Origin of the sequence: Vreelandella hamiltonii (genome assembly GCF_014651775.1) — a bacterium.
Taxonomy (GTDB): domain Bacteria; phylum Pseudomonadota; class Gammaproteobacteria; order Pseudomonadales; family Halomonadaceae; genus Vreelandella; species Vreelandella hamiltonii.
In genome coordinates, this window is record NZ_BMXN01000013.1 from 1 (window position 1) to 16,989 (window position 16,989).

Annotated in this window: 17 protein-coding genes and 7 tRNA genes; 12 read left to right on the forward strand and 12 right to left on the reverse strand. The window is 59.3% G+C overall.

What is annotated here, in order from left to right:
* The 5 genes from IE091_RS11625 to IE091_RS11645 form a co-directional block, all read left to right on the forward strand.
* A partial coding sequence (locus IE091_RS11625; RefSeq protein ID WP_229800822.1) for a phage head spike fiber domain-containing protein occupies positions 1-1,384 on the forward strand: 1,384 nt, incomplete at its 5' end.
* Positions 1,381-2,001 carry a hypothetical protein gene (locus tag IE091_RS11630; RefSeq protein WP_189463711.1) on the forward strand — a complete coding sequence of 207 codons (621 nt, stop codon included), beginning with the start codon at positions 1,381-1,383 and terminating at the stop codon, positions 1,999-2,001. The genes IE091_RS11625 and IE091_RS11630, both read left to right, overlap by 4 nt.
* 160 nt (positions 2,002-2,161) lie before the next feature.
* Positions 2,162-2,356: a Com family DNA-binding transcriptional regulator gene (locus IE091_RS18670; protein WP_189463712.1), complete on the forward strand. Its 195-nt coding sequence runs from the start codon at positions 2,162-2,164 to the stop codon at positions 2,354-2,356.
* Positions 2,307-3,098 (forward strand): DNA adenine methylase, encoded by a 792-nt coding sequence (locus tag IE091_RS11640; RefSeq protein WP_189463713.1) that lies wholly within the window; start codon positions 2,307-2,309, stop codon positions 3,096-3,098. The genes IE091_RS18670 and IE091_RS11640 overlap by 50 nt, the downstream gene beginning before the upstream one ends.
* A gap of 26 nt (positions 3,099-3,124) precedes the next feature.
* Entirely contained in the window at positions 3,125-3,544 is a 420-nt protein-coding gene (locus IE091_RS11645; protein ID WP_189463714.1) for a hypothetical protein, read from the forward strand.
* A gap of 252 nt (positions 3,545-3,796) precedes the next feature.
* Here the strand turns inward: IE091_RS11645 and IE091_RS11650 are convergent.
* The 6 genes from IE091_RS11650 to IE091_RS11675 form a co-directional block, all read right to left on the reverse strand.
* A tRNA-Ser gene (locus tag IE091_RS11650) sits at positions 3,797-3,884 on the reverse strand.
* A gap of 107 nt (positions 3,885-3,991) precedes the next feature.
* Positions 3,992-4,498, reverse strand: coding sequence for a YiiD C-terminal domain-containing protein (locus IE091_RS11655; RefSeq protein WP_016914462.1), 507 nt, complete (start codon positions 4,496-4,498; stop codon positions 3,992-3,994).
* A gap of 25 nt (positions 4,499-4,523) precedes the next feature.
* Positions 4,524-5,084 (reverse strand): nitroreductase family protein, encoded by a 561-nt coding sequence (locus IE091_RS11660; protein WP_039181222.1) that lies wholly within the window; start codon positions 5,082-5,084, stop codon positions 4,524-4,526.
* 26 nt (positions 5,085-5,110) lie between these two features.
* Positions 5,111-5,944, reverse strand: a complete 834-nt coding sequence (queF, locus tag IE091_RS11665) for an NADPH-dependent 7-cyano-7-deazaguanine reductase QueF (RefSeq protein ID WP_039181225.1) — start codon at positions 5,942-5,944, stop codon at positions 5,111-5,113.
* Between the two features lie 38 nt (positions 5,945-5,982).
* Positions 5,983-6,756 carry an ABC transporter permease gene (locus IE091_RS11670; protein ID WP_016914465.1) on the reverse strand — a complete coding sequence of 258 codons (774 nt, stop codon included), beginning with the start codon at positions 6,754-6,756 and terminating at the stop codon, positions 5,983-5,985.
* Positions 6,753-7,715: an ABC transporter ATP-binding protein gene (locus IE091_RS11675; RefSeq protein WP_039181229.1), complete on the reverse strand. Its 963-nt coding sequence runs from the start codon at positions 7,713-7,715 to the stop codon at positions 6,753-6,755. The genes IE091_RS11670 and IE091_RS11675 overlap by 4 nt, the downstream gene beginning before the upstream one ends.
* Positions 7,716-7,985: 270 nt before the next feature.
* Between IE091_RS11675 and IE091_RS11680 the strand changes: the two genes are divergently transcribed.
* The gene (locus IE091_RS11680) at positions 7,986-9,614 is read left to right on the forward strand and encodes a methyl-accepting chemotaxis protein (protein ID WP_189463715.1); all 1,629 of its coding nucleotides are present in this window, start codon (positions 7,986-7,988) and stop codon (positions 9,612-9,614) included.
* Between the two features lie 187 nt (positions 9,615-9,801).
* Here IE091_RS11680 and IE091_RS11685 read toward each other — a convergent pair.
* The 6 genes from IE091_RS11685 to IE091_RS11710 form a co-directional block, all read right to left on the reverse strand.
* A tRNA-Gly gene (locus IE091_RS11685) sits at positions 9,802-9,876 on the reverse strand.
* Between the two features lie 87 nt (positions 9,877-9,963).
* Positions 9,964-10,039: transfer RNA gene (locus IE091_RS11690), tRNA-Glu, on the reverse strand.
* Positions 10,040-10,058: 19 nt separating this feature from the next.
* Positions 10,059-10,133 (reverse strand) — tRNA-Gly (locus IE091_RS11695).
* Positions 10,134-10,155: 22 nt separating this feature from the next.
* Positions 10,156-10,231: transfer RNA gene (locus tag IE091_RS11700), tRNA-Glu, on the reverse strand.
* 34 nt (positions 10,232-10,265) lie between these two features.
* Positions 10,266-10,340 (reverse strand) — tRNA-Gly (locus tag IE091_RS11705).
* 25 nt (positions 10,341-10,365) lie between these two features.
* Positions 10,366-10,441: transfer RNA gene (locus IE091_RS11710), tRNA-Glu, on the reverse strand.
* Between the two features lie 308 nt (positions 10,442-10,749).
* On the opposite strand from IE091_RS11710, the gene IE091_RS11715 reads away from it, so the two are divergent.
* The 6 genes from IE091_RS11715 (at position 10,750) to ylqF (ending at position 16,954) form a co-directional block, all read left to right on the forward strand.
* Entirely contained in the window at positions 10,750-11,853 is a 1,104-nt protein-coding gene (locus IE091_RS11715) for a TRAP transporter substrate-binding protein (protein ID WP_016914467.1), read from the forward strand.
* 1 nt (position 11,854) lies between these two features.
* Entirely contained in the window at positions 11,855-12,364 is a 510-nt protein-coding gene (locus tag IE091_RS11720) for a TRAP transporter small permease subunit (RefSeq protein WP_026001778.1), read from the forward strand.
* 3 nt (positions 12,365-12,367) lie between these two features.
* Positions 12,368-13,693: a TRAP transporter large permease gene (locus IE091_RS11725; RefSeq protein ID WP_189463716.1), complete on the forward strand. Its 1,326-nt coding sequence runs from the start codon at positions 12,368-12,370 to the stop codon at positions 13,691-13,693.
* A 72-nt stretch (positions 13,694-13,765) separates the two neighbouring features.
* Entirely contained in the window at positions 13,766-15,352 is a 1,587-nt protein-coding gene (locus tag IE091_RS11730; protein ID WP_189463717.1) for a gamma-glutamyltransferase family protein, read from the forward strand.
* Positions 15,353-15,501: 149 nt separating this feature from the next.
* Positions 15,502-15,900: a peptide-methionine (R)-S-oxide reductase MsrB gene (gene msrB, locus IE091_RS11735; protein WP_016914471.1), complete on the forward strand. Its 399-nt coding sequence runs from the start codon at positions 15,502-15,504 to the stop codon at positions 15,898-15,900.
* A gap of 94 nt (positions 15,901-15,994) precedes the next feature.
* Positions 15,995-16,954: a ribosome biogenesis GTPase YlqF gene (gene ylqF / locus IE091_RS11740; protein ID WP_081137518.1), complete on the forward strand. Its 960-nt coding sequence runs from the start codon at positions 15,995-15,997 to the stop codon at positions 16,952-16,954.
* The last annotated feature ends 35 nt before the right edge of the window (positions 16,955-16,989 follow it).

A 16,989-nucleotide genomic window follows, 5' to 3' on the forward strand; every position in this document is an offset into this window, starting at 1 on the left:
GAGAGTCAGAATTTGGGTGCCGTCCATGTCATACCTGCTGCCGTTGTGGAGACTATATTCTGGCCTGGCTCAGGGAATGAATTCCACACTCAGCGTCGAAGAGCCGTACAAAGTCAATCTGCTGGACACTTACCGCGACCGGATCACGCTGGGGGCTGATTTTGCAGCTGGTCGCTACATACGTGACGACGGCAACACGCGGCTAGTCACTGATGATCCGAGCGAAATTTTTACGATTGAAAGGGCGGGGCCGAAATGGGAAACCGGCCCGAATGGTTTGCTGCGTGAAGTGCCTGCGAATACGCTGGGGCGAGACTGGTTAGATGGACGTTGTGTGGGGGTCAGCGTTGAGTCAGTCGCAACAAATGTGCGTACGTTTTCTAGTGATTATGCTGGGTGGTCCGCTATAACGGGGAATCAAAACTTTTTTGACGAGTCATTACAGGACAGATATGGGAATACAGGCTGTTGGGTTTTTCAAAGAAGTGACGCAGGCTCCGGCTATATATCTCGATCTCTCACTCTCCCTGCTAATACGCGATACTGCATTTCTTTTGAGTTCAAGCCGCTAGTCGATCATGGGTCTGTACGCATTGGGCTGCATGAAAATCAGTTTGTTAATGGTACAACTTATGTAACATACAATATTAGTAGCAAGCAGGTTTTTTTATCTACTCAAAGAGATGACGTCAATTTCGGGGTGATTCATCTGAGTGATGGATGGGTTAGAATTTGGGCGTCAGATGTCACGACAGCGTCACCGTCAGGCGGGTTTGGTGGCGGACTGATATGGCCGGTAGGTGTGCCTTCAGGTATCCCGTGTTTTTTAATGGGTGATTATCAAATTGAGCAGGGTTTATCACCTACTTCCATAATTCCTTCAACAGACTCGATCACCACACGCCCTGCAGATAAAATAGCTAAAGCGGATGCGCAGCTAAATCAAAGCCAAGGTGCATGGCTTCTCCGTTACATCAAACCCCGCGCTCAAGGTTTTGCATATATTTTGGGTCTTGGGAACGCGAATGATGAGCAGCTTGTTATTGGCAATAGCAACCAAGGCACTACATACATCGATGTTCGGAATGGTGTTACGCAGGCATTGTTGGCCAGGAGTTACCAGTCAGCCCCTGGGGCTCTTGAGATCAGTGGCTTTACATATCAAAAAACACAAGCTGGATATTTGTTTCGTTTCTATGTGAATGGTGCACATGTTGGTGAGTTTACAGCAGATCGTTTGCCCAACGCATTTGCCAGCAACATCGGCGTGGGCCAGCGTCGCGCAAACTCCAACACGCTCTACGCCAACACAGTTATCGAGAGCGTAAATTATTTGCCGTATGCGCTGGGGCAATCCGAAATGCAGGAGCTAACAGCACTATGAACATGATCGACGCCATCCTACACCTACCCGCTGACTCTGATCTGCCGGATACAGTCACAGACGAAACCGGCAACCCAGCACTGAGCGACCCCAGCGCAATCACCTCTACTGGCGACCGCCTCCACTACGTGCGCTTGCCCAATGAGCAACTGACAGTATGGCGCTCACACGCAACAGTGCTGGCTGAAACCCTCTACACAGGCGTCGGTACCGCTGATCGTCTATATCAGCAAATCAAAGCAGACCCTGAGGCGCTTGCACTTTACGAATCGGTCTACGACACAAGCCCACGAGAGATCGACGACGGCGAAGGCGGCACCACAACGTACGTCCCGCCCTTCAAGTTCGGCATGCTCGCAGAGAGCACAATGCCCGTTCCTGAGTCCGTAACAAGCCGCCAGGGCATGGAACAGCTCATACGCAGCGGTCTAGACGAACAAGTAGACGACGCCATCAACGGCATCGCCGACTCCGTAGAGCGCAAACTGGCCCGTAACTGGCTAGACAAAGCCAGCATCTGGGAGCGCAACAACCCCCAGCTGCTAGCTATCAGCAACGCGCTAGGGCTATCAACACAAGACGTCGACAGCCTCTTTATTCAAGCGGCGACGTTATAGATAGGTAGAAGAGGAGTGGCCACCCTAGGTGCGGACACACCTAATGTGGCCACCAACAAGCAGATCAAGCCTGCAAGTCGGCCTAGACTCCCCTGCCTCGCGAGGCACAGGCAGTCTAAGCCAAACGTTAGAACGTTAGAACGTTAGAAGGCTTGATATAGTGTTAATAGAAATCCGTTGTAAACAGTGCAATCGCAAGCTGGCCAACGTCAGCGACTATCAGTTCATCGAAATAAAGTGCCCACGCTGTAGGCACTTAAACCAGCAGAGAGCCACGAGCTCCAAACCTCAACAGGAGACGCCTCGTGGCTACCCCAATCATTCCCTGGATGGGCGGCAAGCGCCGTCTTGCTGATCGTATCTTCCCGCTGATGCCGCCGCACCAGTGCTACGTAGAGCCCTTCGCAGGAGGGGCCGCGCTGTTCTTCCTGCGCCCCTCTCCCGCAGACGTCGAGGTACTAAACGACGTCAACGGCGACTTGGTGAACCTATATCGTGTGGTGCAGAACCACCTGGAGGAATTTGTTAGGCAGTTCAAGTGGGCACTCTCCAGCCGCCAAGTGTTCGAGTGGCTGAAGATGACACGCCCGGAAACGCTCACGGACATCCAGAGGGCCGCCCGCTTCTACTATCTACAGCAGAACGCCTTCGGAGCGCGCATCGAAGGCCAGACCTTTGGCACCGCTACCACCACCCCACCAGGGCTAAACCTGCTGCGCCTGGAGGAGTCGCTGTCCGCTGCACACTTGCGCTTAGCCAGCACGTTCATTGAACACCTAAGCTGGCAAGACTGCATCGAGCGATACGATCGACCCCACACGCTGTTCTATATGGACCCGCCATACTGGCAGACAGAAGGATATGGGGTACCCTTTGGCATAGAGCAGTACGAGGAAATGGCGAGCATGCTGGCCAAGCTGAAAGGCAAGGCCATCATCAGCCTCAACGACCACCCAGACATCCGCCGGATCTTTGCGGACTACCACATCGAAACCACCGACATCCGCTACACCGTCGGCGGCGGCAAAGGCTCAGACGCCAAAGAGGTGCTGATCTTCAGTTGGGATGTGGATACAGAACCGGCGGGATTGTTTTAGACACCTACAAGCAAGGAGCACTCACTATGTTGCAGCCAGCATTAGTTCAACAGATTCTTGAAGCTATTGGGGAGGGTGAGTATGTAGGCACCCGGCTAGGCCAGCTTTACAAACAGTTTGTAGGTGATGACGTTCAAGCAGCGAGCGAGAACGACTATCTAAAGTTTGTCTATCACATGGACGAAATATACGACGCTGGCCTTATCAAAAATCGAGATCTCAAACCTGAATACCGGTGGGGGCAGTCACGGGAATTGGGAGGGGGTAGAAGTTACGCAAATGTCCACTTAATACTGACGCCTGTGGGGGCTGAAGTTCTAAAAGAGCTTAACAAGCCCAAAGGGCTAGATAGGTTCATACAGGCTATCAGGTCAGCTGGAGCGGTGGCAGGTCAAGAAGCGCTGAAATATGGAATAGGTGAGCTTTTCAAGGGGTCAGTTGGCTGACATTTCCTGGTGCCAAAGAACCTGCAAATTCTAAGCAGTTTCCTTTGACGACTCCATGCCAAATAAAACGCTAGGGAGTGCCAAATACGGCGCGCGCTTACAACGAAATCGGCGGTCAAGAGACAGCAGGACAGTGAGAAAAGAGAAACAGCGAGACCTGCAGTGTTCCCAGGGTGATTCCCAAATCAGCCCCAGGGCCCAGAAACGACGAAGGGGAATCAACATAATATGTTGATTCCCCTTCTATATTCGTGGCGGAGAGGGAGGGATTCGAACCCTCGAAGCCTTTCGACTTACACACTTTCCAGGCGTGCTCCTTCGACCACTCGGACACCTCTCCACATTGTGTGCTCTGCTGCAGGGCGTTGCCTTTCTCAACAGAACGGCGCATATACTATGCGTTAAGCTGTGAAATAGCAAGCCTTTTTCACGTCAGGGCTTTTCACGTCAAGGGCTGGGCAGCACGGCATAGCGGCTGCTGGCTTCCAGACATAGCGTGTCGCCGCAGTAGAGCTGCTGGCTGAGCGCGATGCTGCCTTTGCCGCGTTCGCGCAGCCGTTCTGCCAGCGTTGCGGGGCCGTCGCTACTGCTGGGCGTACAGATGAGGCGGTAGTCGCCGGTCACCGGGGCAACGAAGCGCTGGCTGGCCTCCGCCACGACCACGTCTTGTGCCCTTCCCTGCTGGCGCAGCCACAGGGTCACCCAACACCATCCTTGCAGGGTGGCTTGTGCTGCCAGGGCACCGCCAAAGCCGGTGCCTTTATCATTGAGGTTAGGCGCCAGCGCCAGGTGCCAGGTCAACGCGTCGTTGGCGTGGCTCACGTCACTGATGCCCAAGGCTCCCACCATGGGAATCGCCTCGCCCAGCCAGCGGTGGAAGGCGTGCAGGTCTTCCTTGCCCTCTGGCAGCGGTAGACGCGGGTGCGGTAGGCCTGGCTGGCGTGACGGGCTCATGGTGGGCTCCTCGGCGGTTAAGCGCTCAATCCCAGCGTTCGACGAAATCGGCGGCGTTATGCTCGGGTACCGGCTTGTGACGACCGGCCAGGCTGCCCAAGTAGATGAACGCGACTACTTCATCCTCCTTGTCCAGCCCCATGCCCTTGCGCACCACCGGGTCGAAGGCATACTTGCCGCTGCGCCACATGGCGCCCAAGCCCAGGGCGTGTGCGGCCAACAGAATCCCGTGGGCAGCACAGCCCGCTGAAATGACCTGTTCGACCTTGGGCACCTTGGCAATATCTGGCGTCACCTTGGCAATCACGGCGATCACCATGGGCGCGCGCAGGGGCTTTTTGCGGGCAGCGTTCAGGGTGTCATCGCTGGCGTGCGGGTCTTCCTGGAACTCCGCTTCGGCGAACAGTTCTCCCAGTCGCTCGCGCCCTTCTCCGACGAACTCGATAAACCGCCACGGGCGTAGCTCCTTGTGGTCGGGGGCACGCAGGGCGGCGCGGTAGATGGCGCTGAGCTGTTCCGGGCTGGGGGCAGGCTCGGTGAGCTTGCCCATGGAGCTACGTTCGTGCAGCAGCGTAAGAGCGTCCATTGGTGTCTCCTTGTCCTGGGTCGGTATCACTGGCGCGCCAGGCGTAGCGGGCTGGGCGGCGCCATGCCCGGCGTGGCACGCCAGGGGCTAATGTCCAGCCCACCACGGCGCACGTAACGCGCCAGCACCAGCAGTGATTCTGGCTGGGCGTACTGCATTAGGTCCGTGAAGATATGCTCGACGCAGTGCTCGTGAAAATCCTGATGCTGGCGGTAGCCAATCAGGTAGCGCAGCAGTCCTTCGCGGTCGAGGCGCGGGCCTTTATAGCGAATCAGCACGCTCCCCCAGTCGGGCTGCCCGGTCACGGGGCAGTTCGATTTGAGCAGATGCGAATGCAGCGTCTCTTCCACGATATCATCGTGGGTGGTCAGGTGCTCGGCGCTGGGGGTGTAGTGGCTGACCTCGATATCCAGGTCGTCCAGGCACTCCCCTGGCAAGCGTCGCGGGGCCAGCGCTTCGTCATCCACCGGCAACAGCTCGACGCTGACCGGGGCACCCGCCGCACCGCTCAGGTCGCGCACCAGGATGGCTTCTACCTCGGCCTGGCTGGCAAAGCGCGTCTGGTTGAGGCTGTTGAGGTAGAGCTTCCAGGATTTGGACTCGATCAACTGCGGCGAGCTTGCCGGCAGCCGAAAGCGCGCCACCGCCACCACCGGCTTGCCGCGTCCATTCAGCCAAGAGACTTCGAAGGCGTGCCACTCGTCTTCACCCACGAAGGGCAACGCGCTTTCTTCGATCCCCAGCGGCGCGCGATTGGCCGCCCGAGGAATGGGGTACAGCAGTGCCGCATCGTACTGTTCTGGGTAGGCAGAATCGCGCCCCAGCGGCGCGTGTTCCAGAGTATCAGGGCGGTGTGCCATGCAAAACGTCTCCATCAAACCAGGGGCCCTTGGGGCACTTAACTGCGAATACCTTTGCCACGCTCCAGCATGGTCAGCGCCACCATGAACAGCACCACGATGAACGCCATGATCGCCGTCAGCGCCCAGCCGACGGGAATGTCAGACACCCCCAGAAAGCCATAGCGGAAGACGTTGACCATGTACAGAATCGGGTTGAGCATCGAGACGCCCTGCCAGAAGTCCGGCAGCATCGAAATCGAGTAGAACACGCCGCCCAGGTAGGTCAGCGGGGTCAGGATGAACGTCGGCACGATGGAAATGTCATCGAACTTGTTCGCCAGCAGGGCATTGATGAAGCCACCTATGGAGAACAGCGCCGAGGTCAGCACCACGACCAGTATCGTGAGCAGCGGATGCTCCACCGTCAAGCGGGTGAAGAACAGCGATACCAGCGTCACGATGAGCCCAACGCCCAGGCCTCGGGCCATGCCGCCCAGAATGAAGCCAGAAAGAATCACGCTATTGGGCATGGGCGAGACCATCATCTCTTCCACCGAGCGCTGAAACTTGTTGGAAAAGAAGCTGGAGGCCACGTTGGAGTAGCTGTTGGTGATCACCGACATCATGATCAACCCGGGCACGATGAAATCCATATAGCTGAAGCCATCCATCTCACCAATGCGCGAGCCGATCAGGCTGCCGAAAATGATGAAGTACATGGCCATGGTGATCGACGGTGGCAGCAGGGTTTGCGGCCAGATACGGGTAAACCGCTTGATCTCCTTGAGCACCAGTGTCCACAGCGCGACCAGGGTTTGTGTGGCATTCATGCGTTGGCCTCCTGCTGCTCACGTTGATCCAGAGCCGCCTGGCTGCTCTCTACCATGGAAACGAACATCTCTTCCAGACGATTGGCGCGGTTGCGCATGGAAACCACTTGAATGCCCTGCTCACTGAGCGATGAGAACACGTCGTTCAGCTGCTGGCCTCGGTGAATGGCCACCGAAAGCTGGGAGGGCTCCACTCGGTGGACCTCGAAACCCGGCACCTGCGGCGCTTGCGCGACGGGAGCCGCCAGGTCCAGCAGGAAGGTTTCCGTGTCCAGCTCGGCCAGCAGCTCGCGCACGCTGGTATTACGCACGATCTCGCCGTGATTGATGATGGCGATATTGCGGCACAGGCTTTCGGCTTCTTCCAGATAGTGGGTCGTCAGAATGATCGTCGTGCCTTCGTCGCGGTTGATGCGCCGCATGTACTCCCACATGCTGCGACGCAGCTCGATATCCACCCCCGCCGTTGGCTCATCGAGAATCAGCAGCTTGGGGCGATGCATCAGCGCACGCGCAATCATCAGGCGGCGCTTCATGCCGCCGGAGAGCATCCGCGCGCTGCCGTTGCGTTTTTCCCACAACCCCAGGTCGGTCAGCAGCTGCTGGGCACGGGGCAGCGCTTCACTACGCCGCATGCCGTAATAGCCCGCCTGGGCCAATACGATATCCAGCACTTTCTCGAACTGGTTGAAGTTGAACTCCTGCGGCACCACGCCCAACTGGTACTTGGCTTTGGCAAAATCCTTGTCGATGTCGATACCAAAAATCGACACCTTGCCCGCGGTTTTCTGCACCAGGGAACATACCACGCCCAGAGTGGTGGATTTACCTGCCCCATTGGGGCCCAGCAGTGCAAAGAAGTCGCCCTGCTGAACGTCCAGATCAATCCCTTTTAACGCTTGAAAGCCGTTGCCGTACACCTTGGTAAGGCCACGGATCGACAACGCCGGTTCGGCCATGAACATGTCCTGTCAGCAAAATGAGAGCTTATGAAGCTAGATGGGAAGATATCGGGGCGAACGCATATTTTTTCAAGCTAACGAACTCGATGCCCTCACGGCGAGTCAGATGACTGTTTTACAAAGGTTAAGGCTACATTAGGCGACACTTTGCCACGCTATTGCAGCAGAACTCAGGCAATTAATACTTTAGTATGACGCGCGCACCGAGCGCTGCGTCAGCACCGGTGCCAAGGGAACAATCGAACATAACAGAGAGCTTGCCTGATAATGAGCACTGCCATTACCTCTTCCAGCGTTGCGCCGCCATCGACGGAGCACGCGACGACCTCACCTGCGCGCCATCGACTCTCCACGCTGCCCCTGCGTCGTCAGCGCCTGATCGGCGTCGGCGTACTGTGGCTGATCCTGGCCGTCATGATCGCCATCAATGCCTGGCAAAGCCGTAACTTGCTCTATAGCGAACGCGAACAGCGCATGGTGACGGCAGTCGACATCGGCATTTCCACGCTGCAACACTACCACCACCTGGCCGAGCAAGGTCAGCTGTCCGTTCCCGATGCCCAGCGCCTCGCCTTCAACATGCTGCGCGACATACGCTTTGGCGAAGATGACAACTACCTTTTCGCCTTCAACGGCAGCCTGCGCATGCTTGCTCATCCGCGCAGAGAGGTGGGCGAAGACATCTCTCAGGTGAGCGATCCCGAAGGCACGCTGATCTTCCAGAGCATGCTGGATAACACACGGGCCAATGGCAGCGGCTTCACCGAATATTACTCCAACTTTGCGCGCGGCAACGATGGCAGCCCGCTAGTACGCACTTACTCCGAAGCCTTTGCGCCTTGGGATGTGTACGTGGCCAGCGGCGTCTTTGTAGGTGACGTCAACAGCACCATCGTCAGCCAACTCATTGAAACCATCGTGGTGGGCATTGTGGCCGGTGCGCTGGTGACCCTGGCTTTCTGGGGCATGATAACGCTGATCCTGCGCCGCCTGGGCGGGGAGCCCAACTACGCCGCTGGCGTGGTGTCACGCATTGCCCAGGGCGATCTGACCGCCCCCGTGGCCCTGCATGCCAACGACACCAGCAGCCTGCTCTACGACATCCGCTCGATGCGCGACAAGCTGCGTGAAGCCATGACCGACATCTACACCACCAGCGAGGCGGTGGATGGCAATGCCGGTGATATTGCTGCGGGCAACCAGGAGCTGTCATCACGCACCGAGCAGCAGGCCGCCGCCCTTCAGCAGACCTCATCCAGCATGGAAGAAGTCACGGCGACCGTTCGCCAAACCGCCGACAGCGTGGCCCAGGCCAAAGAGCTGGTACGCAGCGCAGGCGAAACCTCGCAGGCAGGCCAACAGGCCATCGGCAATGCCGTCAACTCGATGCAGGAGATCAGCGCCGAGGCCGACAAGATCACCGATATCGTCACACTGATCGACAGCATTGCCTTCCAGACCAATATTCTGGCGCTCAACGCCTCGGTGGAAGCGGCCCGCGCCGGCGAACATGGCCGTGGTTTTGCCGTCGTGGCCGGTGAAGTTCGCCAACTGGCCAACCGCTCCGCCACGGCCGCCCACGAAATCAAAGGGCTGATCAACGCCTCCAACGCCCAGGTCAGCAACGGCGCCGGGCTGGTCGATACGGCCAAACAACGGATGCAGGACATCGACCTGCAAATTCAGAAGGTCAACGACCTGTTCGAGGAGATCACCGCCGCCACCTACGAGCAGACCCGCGGCATCGAACAGATCAACGTGGCCATCGCCCAGCTAGACCAGGCCACCCAGGACAATGCCTCCATGGTGCAGCAGACCGCCACCTCTGCCCAGGACCTCAAACAGCGCTCACAGTCGCTCAACAGCGTGGTCGGCCACTTCACTCTGGTGGATTGAACCACTTGGCCCGGGCGCATGCGCCTGGGCATTCCGCATACTTTATTCCCGAACGGCGCCCACGAAAAAGCGCTGCTCAAGGGCAGTTATCGAACGGACAACAGAAACGAAGAGGATCTGGCAAAGCAGAATCAGAAAAAACGATGGAAAAGCAAAGACGAAGACACAGGAGGGAGGACCGTTGAACTGGAGCGGGAAAGGAGATTCGAACTCCCGACCCTCGCCTTGGCAAGGCGATGCTCTACCACTGAGCTATTCCCGCAACATGAACGGCATTACTTAAGAGAACCGGTTACAGAAACCGATTAAAACAACCGATGACGACAACCAAGTGTCAGCGTCATGCGAGTGGCGTCCCATAGGGGGTTCGAACCCCTGTTCCCGCCGTGAAAGGGCGGTGTCCTGGACCACTAGACGAATGGGACACATGTACACGCAGACGACTGGAGCGGGAAAGGAGATTCGAACTCCCGACCCTCGCCTTGGCAAGGCGATGCTCTACCACTGAGCTATTCCCGCTTGATGTCGCTAAAAATCGGATTGGCGTCCCATAGGGGGTTCGAACCCCTGTTCCCGCCGTGAAAGGGCGGTGTCCTAGACCACTAGACGAATGGGACGTATAAACACGTATGATTCATTACATACGCGTTATGGAGCGGGAAAGGAGATTCGAACTCCCGACCCTCGCCTTGGCAAGGCGATGCTCTACCACTGAGCTATTCCCGCAACTCCGATGACCTAAACGATACGATGGCGTCCCATAGGGGGTTCGAACCCCTGTTCCCGCCGTGAAAGGGCGGTGTCCTGGACCACTAGACGAATGGGACGTTTCATTGCCTCGTCGAGGTGGCGCGTATATTAATCAGCGCACCTCTTACTGTCAAGCCCTCTGATATCGAAACGTTTTATGCCTGCGCAACGAAGGTGCCTGACGGCGATAACCTGCGCGATAACGGTGCACGAAACTTGCCCATGCACACCACGCCACCCGTTCAGCGCATCCTACAAAGCCCTAAAAATCTTTTATTTAAAATAAAATCGATTTTTTGGCATATCCCTTGCTTTGTACACAGCGTCCCTCGGCGATTGGTGCTCCCCTACCACTGCCGTCTTTCCTTACTGCATGAGGTGCTGTATGTCCTTTACCCGTCGCAAGTTTCTTACCAGCGCTGCTCTGACATCCACTGCGGGGCTGGTGTTGGGCGCCCCTTCCTTGGCCAAGGCGCAGTCGAGCGAACAGTTCAACTGGCGAATGACCAATGCCTACAGCCCCGGCTCTCCGTTCTATGTAGAAGGGCCCGGCAGCCCGCGGGACGTGATTGCCAAGATCAACGCCATGTCGGGCGGACGGCTCAATATTCAGCACTTTGCAGCAGGAGAACTGATCCCGGCCTTCGAAGGCTTCGAGGCGGTGCAGAGCGGCACCATCGAAATGAACGCCGCCAACAGCTACTTCTGGTCGGGCACCACGTTCGCCGCGCAATACTTCACCACCGTGCCCTTCGGCATGAGCTTCATGGGCCATATGGCCTGGCTGTATCATGGCGGTGGCCTGGAGCTATGGGAAGAAGTGTATGAGCCTTACGGCATGATCGCCCTGCCGTTGAACAATACAGGCGTGCAGATGACCGGCTGGTTCCGTGAGCCCATCGAGGACATCGGCCAGTTGAACGGACTGCGCATGCGTATTCCGGGCCTGGCCGGGAAAGTCTATGCCGCGCTGGGGGTCGATGCCCGTGTACTGCCCGGCGGTGAAATCTTCCCGGCGCTGGAGCGGGGCGTCATCGATGCAGCAGAGTTCGTGGGCCCTTACCAGGATCGCCGCATGGGGCTGCAGAATGCCGCGAAGTTTTATCACACCACCGGCTGGCACGAGCCTGCCACCACCGGTGAGCTGCTGATTTCCAAACAGCATTGGGATGCCCTGCCCGACGACCTCAAGATGATCGTGAAAAGTGCCTGCATGGCGGCGTGTCTGGAAAGCGTCACCTGGTCGGAAGCCGTCAACGGCGAGGCCATGGCCGACCTGGTGGACAACCACGGCGTTACCGCAAGCCCCCTGCCAGCCCCGGTGGTCGAAGCGCTGCGTGAAGCCACGATGGATACCCTGGCCACCGAAGCCAACGCCGACCCGCTGGTACGCAAGGTCCACGACAGCTACATGGCCTTCAAGGCCAACCATGACCGCTGGGCAGGCCCCAGCGAACGCGCCTGGTTAAACGACATCATCGGGGTGTGATATGCAAGCCGTGGAACGTCTTGTCCACGGAATCGAGGCGGTGGTCCGGCTGTTTGGCTTGATCGCCGCCTGGATTTGCGTGGTGCTGGTTGCCCTGGTCGCGGGCGATGTGGTCATGCGCTACCTGTTCAGCATTGGCGCCGTCTGGCTCCAGGAGCTGCAGTGGCACTTGATTTCCCCCATCGCCCTGTTCGGCATGTCGTACCTGCTGTTCGTGGGCGAACAGGTGCGGGTGGATGTGTTTTACGAGCGCTTTCCGGTCGCGGTACAACGCACCATCGAAGTGATCGGCGGCCTGCTGCTATTGGTCATGGGGCTCTACATCGCCTGGCTGACCCTGCCCTGGGTAGAGCAGTCATATCTGCGTAACGAAACCTCACCCAACCCAGGCGGCCTGCCCTTCCGCTGGCTGCTCAAATCGCTCATCCCTCTGGGGTTTCTTCTGTTGGCACTGCAAGGCCTGGCCCACGCACTGCGCCAGGGGTTGGCCCTTCCAAGCCGAGGTGAATAACGCATGTCTCCTAATGAGTGGCTAGCGATCGGCATGATCGTCGCCTTTTTCGTACTACTGCTGATCGGTATTCCGGTGGCCATCAGCATCGCCGTCACGGCCTTCGTGTTTGGCTACCTGGGGTTTGGCCCCATGCTGTTCAACCTGCTGCCCTCGCGCATCTACGGCGTGGTCACCAACTACACCTTCATGGCCATCCCCCTGTTCGTGTTCATGGGGGTCATGCTGGAGAAGTCGAAGCTGGCCGAAGAGCTGATCGACGTGGTCGGTCACCTGTTCGGGGGACTCTCCGGCGGCATGGGGGTGGCCATCATCTTCGTGGGCGTACTGCTGGGCGCTGCCACGGGTATCGTCGGGGCGACCATCGTCACGCTGGGCCTGTTGACACTCCCCACCCTGCTGCGCCGTGGCTACCCTAAAACCCTGGCCACCGGCATGATTTGTGCGTCGGGCACGCTGGGGCAAATCATCCCCCCTAGCCTGGTGCTGATTCTGCTGGCGGAGATCCTCGGTGAATCCGTAGGCACCATGTTTGCGGCGGCCATGGTGCCGGGGCTGGCCCTGGCCGGGATCTATATTCTGGCGATTCTGGTGCTGGCCAGGCTCTACCCCAACATGATGCCCCCCATTCCCGCCGAAGAGCGCGCGCTGCTCAGCAAAAAGCAGCTATTGTTCAAGGTGGCTACCGTGGTGGGGCCGCCGGTGGGGCTGGTGTTTGCCGTGCTGGGTTCGATCATCGGCGGGATTGCCGCCCCCACCGAAGCCGCTGCCATGGGGGCACTCGGGGCGCTGGTCTTCGTCGCGTGCTCTGGGCGGCTCACGGTGGCTCTGCTGAGCGAGGTCGCCAAGGCCACGCTGGTCATTTCTGCCATGGTCTTCTTCATTCTGATCAGCGCTCAGGTCTTTGGCCTGGCCTTCCGTGGGCTGGGTGGCGAGCATCTCGTGGGCCGCATGTTCGACTGGGTCCCCGGGGGCGAGCTCGGCGCGCTGCTGTTCATGCTGCTGCTGATGTTCGTGCTTGGCTTCTTCCTGGAATGGATAGAAATTACCTATATTGCCCTGCCGCTGTTTTTGCCCTTCTTCGTACAAATGGGTATCGATATGGTATGGCTGGGCATTCTGGTGGGCCTGGTGTTGCAAACCTCGTTTCTCACGCCACCGTTTGGCTGGTCGCTGTTTTTCCTCAAGGGCGTGGCCCCCAAGGAGGTCTCGACCCTCGATATCTACAAAGGCGCGCTGCCCTTCATTGGCCTGCAATTCCTGGCCGTGGCGCTGGTCTTCGTCTTCCCGGCCATTGCCACCTGGCTACCCGACGCCATTGGCTGGTAGCCCTTGATTACAGTAGCCCTTGATAACAGTAGCCCTTAATAACAGTAGTCCTTAATAACAAAGGATAACGTCATGCTTCATACACAACGTAGTTACGGCGGCAGCTGTGTTGCCCCCCACCACCTGGCCGCCAGTGCCGGTCGCGACGTGCTCAAACAAGGCGGCAATGCGGTAGAAGCCATGGTGGCCGCCGCAGCGGCCATCGCCGTGGTCTACCCGCACATGAACGCGCTGGGTGGCGACGGTTTCTGGCTGATTCACGAACCAGGCAAGCCGCCCATTGCCATCGATGCCTGCGGGCCAGCCGCCGCGCTGGCCAGCGCCGATTTTTACGCTGGCGAATCACACATCCCGGAACGCGGCCCCCAGGCAGCCCTGACCATGGCGGGCACCATTGGCGGTTGGCAGGAAGCACTCAACGTGGCCTCCCAGTGGGGCACGGCGCTACCGCTGACGACCCTGCTGGCCGATGCCATTCGCCATGCCGACGACGGCGTGGCGGTTTCCCAAAGCCAGGAGGCGCTGACCGCCAAGCACCTTGCGCGGCTCAGCCAAAGCCCCGGCTTCAACGAAGCCTTCCTGCTCGATGGCAAGGTCCCCCGAGAAGGCGAGCGGCTGCGCCAGCCGCGCCTGGCCCGAACCCTCGAACGTCTGGCCAGTGCAGGGCTGGATGACTTCTACCGTGGCGAACTGGCCGCCAGCATGGCCCAGGACCTGGCCGCGCTGGGCAGCCCGCTGCGGTTGGAGGATTTCCACGCCTATCGCGCCCAGCAGGTCACGCCGCTGCAGGTACAGCTGCAGGACGCGACACTCTACAACCTGCCCGCCCCGACCCAGGGCATGGCCTCGCTGATGATTCTGGGCATCTACGAACGCCTCAAGGCTGCCGAGCCCAACGGCTTCGAGCATCTGCACGGCTTGATCGAGGCCACCAAACGCGCCTTCATGCTGCGCGATAGCCACGTCACCGACCCCCAGCGGGTGCCTGCCCCCCTGCAGTCGCTGCTAAGCGCCGAACGCCTGGCCGAAGAAGCCGCCGCCATTGACCCGGCCAGCGCCCTGCATTGGCCTCATGAGCCCGCGCCGGGCGACACCATCTGGATGGGTACCGTGGATAGCCAGGGCCGCTCGGTGAGCTTCATTCAGAGCATCTACTGGGAGTTCGGCAGTGGCGTGGTGCTGCCGGAAAGCGGCGTGCTCTGGCAAAACCGAGGCATCAGTTTTTCACTCGACCCCAATCATCTGCGCGGCCTGGCCCCGGGGCGCAAGCCGTTTCACACCCTCAATCCGGCGCTGGCCCTGTTCGAAGACGGGCGCACCATGGTGTACGGCACCATGGGCGGCGAAGGCCAGCCACAAACCCAGGCCGCGGTGTTCTCCCGCTACGCGCTACATGGCATGCCTCTGCAGCAGGCGGTCACCGCGCCGCGCTGGCTATTGGGGCGCACCTGGGGCGAGACCAGCACCAACTTGAAGCTGGAAGCGCGTTTCGACGATGCCCTGGTGACCGCCCTCGCCACGGCGGGCCACGATGTAGAAGTACTGCCCGAGGCCTTCAGCGACACCATGGGCCATGCCGGTGGCATCGTACGCCACCCGGATGGCCTGATCGAAAGCGCCCATGACCCCCGCAGCAACGGCGGCGCCGCCAGCGTTTAGTCCGGGTACTGGCGCTATCGCCCACTTTCGCACATGCTGAACCAGAGCAGGGCTACCGTTGTCACTGGCATAGCGTCAGGCACAACGGTGGTATCCTGCCTGCCCAATAAGCCTCTGCTTATCAGCAACCGGAGGGAGAGGAGAGCCCCATGGCGAAAATAGCGAAATCCCCTGAAGAGTGGCGCCAACAGTTGACCCCGGAGCAGTACCGCGTCGCCCGGGAGAAGGGTACCGAGCGTCCGTTTACCGGTGACTATCAAGTGAGCGATGCCCAGGGCATCTACCACTGCGTCTGCTGTCATGCGCCGCTGTTCGAGAACGAACACAAGTTCGATGCAGGCTGTGGCTGGCCAAGCTTCGACAGGCCACTGGGCATCCGCTGCGTGGAAGAGCATCGCGATACTTCCCACGGCATGATTCGCACCGAAGTAGTGTGTTCCCACTGCGATGCCCACCTGGGACACGTGTTTCCCGACGGCCCCCCGCAAACGACGGGTCTGCGCTACTGCATCAACTCGGTCTCTTTGGAGTTTCACCCCGACGAATAATTGATCCCAAACGAAGCGCAGCAAGGCGGGCACCATCTGTTAGAATGGCGGCCCGCTTTTTTATGCCGAATGTTAGTGCTTGCAGGAGATCCCCATGCTCGGCTGGTTCCCAGGACATATGAACAAGGCCCGCCGCCAGATCAAGGACGCGCTGCCGGAAATCGACGTCGTGATCGAAGTGCTCGATGCGCGGCTACCCTACTCCAGCGCCAACCCGATGCTGGCCGAGCTGACCCGCCACAAGCCGGTCCTCAAGATTCTGTCGCGTGCCGACCTGGCCGACCCTGCGCGTACCGACGAGTGGGTCGCGTTTTTCGATGCCCAGGCCGACACACGGGCGCTGGCCATCACCACCACCAACACCCGGGAACTGAAGCGCATTCCCCGGCTTTGCCATGAGCTGGCCGGTGCGGTGCGTGCCGACCGTGATGTTCGTGTGATGGTCATGGGGATTCCCAACGTCGGCAAATCGACGCTGATCAACGGCCTGGCAGGACGCAAGATCGCCAAGACCGGTAACGAGCCCGCCGTGACCAAGCGCCAGCAAAAGGTACGCATCGATGGCCGCGTGGCGCTGATCGACACCCCAGGCGTGCTATGGCCCAAAATCGAGGATCAGGCCAGTGCCTACCGGCTGGCGGCCAGCGGCGCCATTCGCGACACGGCCATCGAGTATACCGATGTGGCCATGGTGGCCTGTGCCGAACTCGCCAAACGCTACCCCGACGCGCTGACGGCCCGCTACAAGCTCAAGGCGCTGCCCCGCTATGAAGCCCCTGCCACCCCTCAGGCAGAGGTCGATGCCGATGGCCCCCAGAAGCCCGACTTTATGGCCATTGCCGGGTTCGATGGCCACGCCATCCTCACCGAGATTGCCAGCAAGCGCGGTGGTTTGCGGCCTGGCGGCGCCGTGGACCTGCACCGGGGCGCCGAAGTGCTGCTGCATGAACTGCGCGACGGCAAGGTGGGCAGGCTGACGCTGGAAACCCCCGAGGACATTCCACCGCCCGTGGAGCAAATCGACCAAGACAGCTCGCCATCAAGCAACGCATAATGGGCGAATAATCAGTCACTCCCACGGCAATGGAC